Here is a 6,958-nt window from a genome sequence, read left to right on the forward strand (position 1 = left end):
CCCACATGGTGGCCCAGCAGTGCGACCTGGAGGTGGGCGACTTCGTCTGGACGGGTGGCGACTGCCACATCTACAGCAACCACCACGAGCAAGTGCAGACCCAGCTGGCGCGCACGCCCTACCCCTACCCCGTGCTGAACATCAAACGCAAGCCGGACAGCATCTTCGACTACGAGTACGAAGACTTTGAAGTGGTGGACTACCAGTGCCACCCTGCCATCAAGGCGCCCGTGGCAGTCTGACCTGACCACTGCACCAGCCAGCCTGCGGCACAGGCCCCGCTTTCACCCATAACCAATACAACGAGCTTCTATCTATGTCTTCCGGCGGATTCCACGTACACGGCCCCCACGACCACGCGGTCGAACATGCCACCCACGGCCACGATGCTGCGCACCACGGCGCGGACCATGGCGGCGGCTCGTCCACCAACAAGATCGCCATGTTCACGGCCATCGTGGCCACGGTGGGTGCCATCTTTGCCTACATGGGCGGCGCCACCCAGGCCAATGCGGGCCTGATGAAGAACGACGCGGCCATCAAGAAGACCGAGGCCTCCAACCAGTGGAATTACTTCCAGTCCAAAAGCACCAAACAAAGCCTGGCCGAGCTGGCCCGTGACCTGACCCCGGCCGAAGCCGAGAAGGTCAAATACCAGGCCAAGATCGACCGCTACGAAAAAGAGAAGAACGAGATCAAGACCGCGGCCGAAAAGCTGGAGGCCGATGCCCACGCCTTCGACCAGCAAAGCGAAGTACAGATGCACCAGCACCACCGCTGGGCCCAGGCCACCACCGCGCTGCAGGTGGCGATTGCCCTGGCCGCGATTGCGCTGCTGACCAAGAAGAAGTGGCTGGAATACGGCATGTACGGCGTGGCCGCCGTGGGCCTGGGTGTGGGCGCGCTGGCGTTCCTGCACATCTGATCCCCTCCCCACTCACGCACCGAGCGAGCCCCATGCCCCTGCACCTCATCTACGCCCGCGCGGCCAACGGCGTCATCGGCAAGGACAACCGCCTGCCCTGGCACATCCCCGAGGACATGGCGCACTTCAAGCAGCTCACCCAGGGCTGCCCGGTGGTCATGGGCCGCAAGACCTGGGACTCGCTGCCCCCGCGCTTTCGCCCCCTGCCCGGCCGCACCAACATCGTGGTGACGCGGCAGGCCGACTGGCAGGCCGACGGTGCCCACCGCGCAGGCAGCCTGGCCAAAGCCCTGGCGCTGTGCGACGCGGGCAAAACCGTGTGGATCATTGGGGGCGCGCAGATCTATGCCGAATCCTTGCCCCTGGCGGACTGCGTGGAGGTGACGGAGATCGCCCAGGACTTTGACGGCGATGCCTATGCCCCCGTGCTGGGCGCAGAATGGGTGGAAACCGTCCGCGAGCACCACGTGAGCACCAACGGGCTGCCGTTCAGCTTTGTGACCCGTGTGCGCCGCGCCTGACGCTTCTGCCCCATCCCTCATCCACTCACATTTTGATAGCTGCCAGCGCATGATCCACTAGCGCTACCGGCCAAAAACCATGCAAATTGCCACCTGGAATTTCAATTAGTGTTTCAGAGTGGATCACAACGTCTCACCAAGCATCGCAAGCCGTTGTTTTCATTGGGTTTTTTGATTCACACTGTCGCACACTGATTCTCATTGGCGCATGAACTCCGGGTAGCCAGGTGGGTAGCTACACTCCTAGCTACCCAAAAAAAGGACTGCCGATGCCCAAAATCAGTCACACGCTCACCGACATACAGATCAAGCGCTGGATCTCAAAAGGTGAGGCGGTCGCCAAGTCAGATGGCGATGGGCTGACATTCACCCTTTCCACAGGCGGCACCGCCACCTGGGTGCTCCGGTATCGCGTGCAGGGCGGGCGGCGGCGCGAGCTGACCATCGGCAGCTACCCGGACGTGACACTCGCGGCGGCCCGTGAGAAAGCCCGCGCTCTGCGCGCAGCCATCGATAGCGGCGCGGACCCGGCAGCCGAGAAGCAGGAGCGCAAATCACGCACCGCTGCAGCATGGACCATGCGCGAACTGGTTGCCGACTATCGGGAAAAGGTGCTCCGCCCCGATGTGTTCGCCGAGGACACCATCTACTACCGCAATGCCGACATCGACCAAGTGATCCTGCCGCGCCTGGGTTCCTGGCAGGTGAACAAGGTAACGAGCATTGATGTCGTGACCGTCCTCAAAGAGAGCGGCCGGACGTGGCTGATGACAAAGCGGCTGCTCACCTCTATCTCCAAGGTTCTCGACCACGCCTGCGGCCTGACGCTCATTGCGGCCAATCCGTGCACCGGCATCAAGCTGTCCGCGCTCAAAGGCCCTCGCCCAAAGACACGCCAGCGCGTCATGCTGGAGAACAAGGAGCTGCAGTCCCTGCTGCCGGGCATTGACTTCATCGGCCGGGAGAACGCCCTGGCCTTCCGCATCCTGCTGGCCACCTGCGTGCGCGGGGTGGAGCTGGTCAAGGCCAAGAAGGAGCACTTGGACCTGGAGGCCGGCACCTGGTGGGTGCCTGCTGAGTCCGTCAAAACCCGCGCGGGCTTTTTGGTGCCCCTCGCCCCGGTCGTCGTTGACTGGTTCCACGAGCTGATCGCCTTGTCTGGCGACTCCGTGTATGTGCTGCCCACTCGCCGCGCCGACCGCTCCAAAGAGCTGGGCGATGTACCTATCGGGCGCACAACCCTTTGGGCGGCGCTGCGGCGCGCATTTGAACGCGGCGACATGGACATCCGCAAATTTACCCCCCATGACACGCGCAGCACGGCCAAGGGCCACCTCATGAACATGGGGGTGTCGCGCGAAATCTCCGAGATTGCTCTGAACCATACGCTCAAGGGCATGGAGGGGATCTATGACGTGCGGGAGGAAATACCGGAGCGCCGCAGGGCCCTGAAACTCTGGGCCGACTACCTGGTGGGGTGCGAGAACAGCGCCCCACCCGGCCGCGATGGTGAGGCGAACGTGGTCCGGTTGCGCAGGGTGGCATGAGCTGGGGCACCCCCTCTGGACCGTGGACAATCACCATCCATGGCCGCCCAAAACATCGTTGACCTCCCCCATCACCACCCCGGCATGGCAGAACTCCACCGCCGGGCGTCGAACGCCTTTCGCACGCATTGGATCAAGCATCCTGGGAAGACACCGCAGAAGCTGGTCCTGACCCCAAAGCAGGCCGAAGACCTGGCCCTGTGCCGCCTCTACGGCGCCTCATCCATGGGGAGTGCCTACAAGGTGGACAAGACCAAGTTCAATGACCGCCCTATCGAAGTCTCAGACTCAACGGCGGGCGTGCTGGTGGCCCATGACGGCACCGAAATGCCGCTGGCCGACTACGACAAGATGCCCACGGCATAAACACAAAGCCCCGCCCGCATCACTGCGGCGGGGCTTTTTCATTGGTGCTTCGGTTTTCAGCGGGCCAGCTCGTCGCGCAGTCGGAAGCCCAGCAGGGGCCAGATTTGGCGCTCGGCGTTCTCGCGGGCGATGCGCTCGCCGATTTCCTTGTTGTAGTTCTCAGGGCTGGCGCAGGCGCTGTGGCCGATGACGGTGAAGCCGTTGCGCAGCACCAGGACGCAGAAGGTCAGGAGTGACAGAGCCGGTGGGGCCTCGAAACTGAACTGCCGAAGCACACCATCAGGGCTCGCCTCGTTGTAAGCCGCGCCAGCCGCCCCATCGAAGCCGGTGAAGAAATGCGCGCTGGCAATTTCATCCTTCAGCGCAGCGGGCGTAACGCGCGGGCCCTTGTCGGCCTTGGCCTGGATCTCCTGCTCCAGATCAGCAGGGGCCAAGTCGTAGGTGGCCTCGAAAATGTCTCGCTTGCACGGGTAAATCTCGCCCTTCACGCCCGTGATGAGCATGTCGTCGCGGCCCATCTTCATGGTGCCTTCCAGTGTGGGGATCAGGTAGCAATCGTCGTTCTCGTGGGTAATGAGGTGGCCCGCGTAGCTGAACGACCAGGGCATCCCGTTCACGATGTTCGACTGGCGGCCTTCTGCCTTGCATCGATCCGTGCCATGGGCCACGAGCTGGTCAAAGGTGATTGCCGTGATGACGACAGGCTTCTTGCGGAATTGGGTCATGGCGTGCTCTTGGGGAGTGTTGGTCAGAAAGCCGCGATGCGCTCGCCCAGGATCACGGACAGCTCGCGCATCACATCGAGCTGGCGGCGCAGGCGGGCCTGCTCGTCGGCGGGCAGCGTGGCGAAGATCGAGCCCGTGTTGATGAAGGCTTCGAGGCGCGAGATTTCCCCATCGCGGGCGGCCTTCTCGTCAATCACGCGCTGCTGGTGGGGTGGCACGGTGCTGGCGGCTTTGGTCGGCTCTACCGCTTGCGCGCCTTCGCCCACAACGCCCCAGTCGGTCGCGAGGCAGTCATTCACGCTGGGCACCCAGGTGCTGACCGTGTTGTCCACGTTCTTGATCGCCATGTAGGCGTTGTAGGGCACCGTCGCACCCTCGCCAAAATGCGCTTTGGCCGCGCCGGTCTGAACCGGGTAGCTGGCAGGGGGCACCAAGTAGACGAACATGCCCTTGCCATTCCAGCCGGTGCGGGCGATTCGCAGGCCGGCCTTGATGGCTTCAAGGGCCGTTCCAAAATTCATTGAGTTCATGGTTTTCTCAGGGGGTTGGCCCGGCGTCCGGCCGGGGCGGGATTACTGGCCAGGCTTCTCTATGGGTGCGGACATCACTCGCGTGCCCATCAGCTTTTTCGACCATTCCTGCATACGCGGCGCGGCAGTCGTTGAATACGGTGTTGACGGCAAGGGCGTACTCAAGGACGGCGGCGGGGGGAGCTGCAGCGAGGCGGCGGGCGGCATCGGCGTTTTGGTCGCGCAGCCCATCAGAAACAACGTGCAGACGGTCAATTTCAGTGCGCAAAAGCGCTTCACGGTCACGGGCAGCATTGAGGGCTCCTTGGTAGGTCTTGTTGATGCCGCGCTCGTCGGCGCGGGCCTGGCTCACGGCGCCCAGGCGCTCGTTCGTCTGCTCCAGCCGGACCTCGGCCACGGCAGCGTCCATGCGGGCGTCTTGAAAGATCCAGACGCCGGTGGCAGCGGCCAGGGCCGCGATCAGGTGGGTGATGAGGGTGAGGTTCACGGCATGGCCTCACATTCCTTGCTGTCGCGGTAGCCGTTGCGGGCCTCGGCATAGCAGGCGCGGGCGGCGGCATCGGCCTTGGCACGGTCCTGCCCGCAGGCTTCCAGCACCTCGCCGGCGCGCAGATACCAGGCGGGCGCCAGATCAGCTTCTTGGGAAGCCGTGTTCAACAGTTCACAGGCGCTGTGGGCGGTGCTGGCCGGGACTACAGTGCAACCGCTCAGTGCAACGGCAATGAACAAGGCGATGGCAGCGGCGCGCATCAGATCGACCCCTTTTGGCGCTGGATGCCTGCCTTCACACCCAAGCCGTAGAAGTGCTTGGCCAGGCCTTCAAGTTGGCGCTCAGACCAGGGCGTGCAGCCCACGGCAGCGCACTCGGCCGCGTCCTCGTCGGACACCTGCAGGCCTTTTGTTGTTGCACAGCCGGTGAGCAGTGCGCTGAGCAAAATCAGAAAAATGAGTACAGCAAGTTTCACGATTGCGCTCCAAGCCGCCATGTGCGGCAAATCTCGTCGTTGGAATCGCCGCGCAGCTGCAGGCCTGGCAGCACGGTAGAAACGCCCTGCACCGTCCCACGGTTCCAGCGCGTGTTTTCTCGGCAGGCACCCACCCAGTCCCCAGCATTGGCCTTGCGGCGCATGGTGCTGTCGAAGAAATTGCCCTCGCCCTTGTTGTGCAGGAAGTCGAGGAAGGTGGCTTGCTGGAACGGGTCATAGCTGGCCCAGTACGTGAGCAGGCGCTTGGCTTCGACCTCGTAGCCGATGTACCGGCGCTTCTCCAGCCGGTAGCAGTCGGCGGGGGTGTAGGTGCGCCCCGCCACCACCTCGGGCCCGGTCAGGCCATTGCAGACGGTGAGCGGCTGGCCCTTGCCCAGTTTGTCCACGTAGGGCGTGCCGATGTGGCGATTGCTGGATTCGTAGTAGCTGGCCATCACCATGGCAATGCGGATGRCATCGGACACATCGGGATCAGCGGCCACGGCCTGGATGTAGGCGTTGGTGTTGGCCTCGCGTGTGGCGGCCTCGTCCACGTAGTAGGCCCCGCCACCGGCGCCCAGCAGCATGGCCAGGGCGGCAAGGCTGGTACGCAGTTGGGCGGGCACGCGGCTCACTCGTCGGCTCCCAGCTCGCCCAGGTCGGTATCGCTACCGGGGAGAAGTACGCCGCTTGCGCGCATGATGTCAATGCGGATCTGGCGCTCCTGCTGGCGTAGAGCATGCTCGGCCGACAGGCGGCGATTTGCTTCACGCTTGTAGTACCAGCTCACCAAGGCGCCCAGCAGCGCAATACACACGCCGAACAGCCCGATTGCTTGGGATGAGGCAAGCCATCCAAGGAACCCAACGACAGCGCCGCCGCCGGAGGTGCGACTGCCGGCCGTGGAAAGGGCGTCGATGGTTTCTGTTTTCATGAGCCCGGAGTGTTCCGGGCATGCGCCAGATGGTCTAACCCTACTGGGGGGGAATCATTTGGACGCGCACCTCATGCGGACACGAAGATCGTTCGATCCTCTGCGACCACGCTCACCACGCGGTCCTCGCGCGCCACTGATACCAGGCGCGTTTCGGTCGCAACTCGCACCAGCCTGTCCTCAATGGGCACCACCAGGGTTCGGCTGGGGTCGAGGGGTGGGGCCGATTCAATGGCCGCGAATGTGTCCTGGCCAGTCTCCAGCACTGCCAGCACGCCGCCTGCGGCAATCTGCCCGGCGATGGCTGCGGTATCTGCACCAGCCTCAATGGCGGCAAGTAGCGCGCTGACCAGGGCCGCACCGTTCGCTTCCAGGCTGTCGGAGCCAACCTCTACGGCAGTGAGCGATCCGGCCGACTTGGGCAAACCGCCCTGCCCGGCCATGC

The 6,958-nt window shown here is 63.8% G+C and carries 13 protein-coding genes; 5 read left to right on the forward strand and 8 right to left on the reverse strand.

The features are described 5' to 3' along the window. The 5 genes from AC04MI_RS22090 to AC04MI_RS22110 all read left to right on the forward strand — a co-directional run. A partial coding sequence (locus AC04MI_RS22090; RefSeq protein WP_476498705.1) for a thymidylate synthase occupies nucleotides 1–242 on the forward strand: 242 nt, incomplete at its 5' end. A 74-nt stretch (nucleotides 243–316) separates the two neighbouring features. Next, nucleotides 317–925, forward strand: a complete 609-nt coding sequence (locus tag AC04MI_RS22095) for a DUF4337 domain-containing protein (protein WP_056067126.1) — start codon at nucleotides 317–319, stop codon at nucleotides 923–925. A gap of 32 nt (nucleotides 926–957) precedes the next feature. Beyond that, nucleotides 958–1,446: a dihydrofolate reductase gene (locus AC04MI_RS22100; protein ID WP_436078486.1), complete on the forward strand. Its 489-nt coding sequence runs from the start codon at nucleotides 958–960 to the stop codon at nucleotides 1,444–1,446. A 227-nt stretch (nucleotides 1,447–1,673) separates the two neighbouring features. Next, nucleotides 1,674–2,993 carry a tyrosine-type recombinase/integrase gene (locus AC04MI_RS22105; protein ID WP_476498706.1) on the forward strand — a complete coding sequence of 440 codons (1,320 nt, stop codon included), beginning with the start codon at nucleotides 1,674–1,676 and terminating at the stop codon, nucleotides 2,991–2,993. A 39-nt stretch (nucleotides 2,994–3,032) separates the two neighbouring features. Next, nucleotides 3,033–3,359, forward strand: coding sequence for a hypothetical protein (locus tag AC04MI_RS22110; RefSeq protein WP_476498707.1), 327 nt, complete (start codon nucleotides 3,033–3,035; stop codon nucleotides 3,357–3,359). Between the two features lie 56 nt (nucleotides 3,360–3,415). Here AC04MI_RS22110 and AC04MI_RS22115 read toward each other — a convergent pair whose 3' ends face one another. From AC04MI_RS22115 to AC04MI_RS22150, 8 genes are all read right to left on the reverse strand, one after another. After that, a complete protein-coding gene (locus tag AC04MI_RS22115) occupies nucleotides 3,416–4,084 on the reverse strand; it encodes a Gp49 family protein (protein WP_476498708.1) in 669 nt (222 codons plus the stop codon). Between the two features lie 23 nt (nucleotides 4,085–4,107). Then, complete coding sequence (locus tag AC04MI_RS22120; protein WP_476498709.1) at nucleotides 4,108–4,614, reverse strand: DUF2829 domain-containing protein; 507 nt, start codon at nucleotides 4,612–4,614, stop codon at nucleotides 4,108–4,110. Between the two features lie 7 nt (nucleotides 4,615–4,621). Continuing rightward, nucleotides 4,622–5,101 (reverse strand): hypothetical protein, encoded by a 480-nt coding sequence (locus tag AC04MI_RS22125; protein ID WP_476498710.1) that lies wholly within the window; start codon nucleotides 5,099–5,101, stop codon nucleotides 4,622–4,624. Further along, complete coding sequence (locus AC04MI_RS22130; RefSeq protein WP_476498711.1) at nucleotides 5,098–5,364, reverse strand: hypothetical protein; 267 nt, start codon at nucleotides 5,362–5,364, stop codon at nucleotides 5,098–5,100. Before AC04MI_RS22130 ends, AC04MI_RS22125 begins: the two co-directional genes overlap by 4 nt. After that, nucleotides 5,364–5,579: a hypothetical protein gene (locus AC04MI_RS22135; protein ID WP_440597257.1), complete on the reverse strand. Its 216-nt coding sequence runs from the start codon at nucleotides 5,577–5,579 to the stop codon at nucleotides 5,364–5,366. The genes AC04MI_RS22130 and AC04MI_RS22135 overlap by 1 nt, the downstream gene beginning before the upstream one ends. Then, a complete protein-coding gene (locus tag AC04MI_RS22140; protein WP_476498712.1) occupies nucleotides 5,576–6,214 on the reverse strand; it encodes a glycoside hydrolase family protein in 639 nt (212 codons plus the stop codon). The genes AC04MI_RS22135 and AC04MI_RS22140 overlap by 4 nt, the downstream gene beginning before the upstream one ends. After that, nucleotides 6,211–6,513: a holin gene (locus AC04MI_RS22145; RefSeq protein ID WP_476498713.1), complete on the reverse strand. Its 303-nt coding sequence runs from the start codon at nucleotides 6,511–6,513 to the stop codon at nucleotides 6,211–6,213. The genes AC04MI_RS22140 and AC04MI_RS22145 overlap by 4 nt, the downstream gene beginning before the upstream one ends. Nucleotides 6,514–6,584: 71 nt before the next feature. Next, on the reverse strand, nucleotides 6,585–6,958 hold a 374-nt coding region (locus tag AC04MI_RS22150), incomplete at its 5' end, for a hypothetical protein (RefSeq protein WP_476498714.1).

This window comes from Acidovorax sp. LjRoot204, from assembly GCF_056175785.1.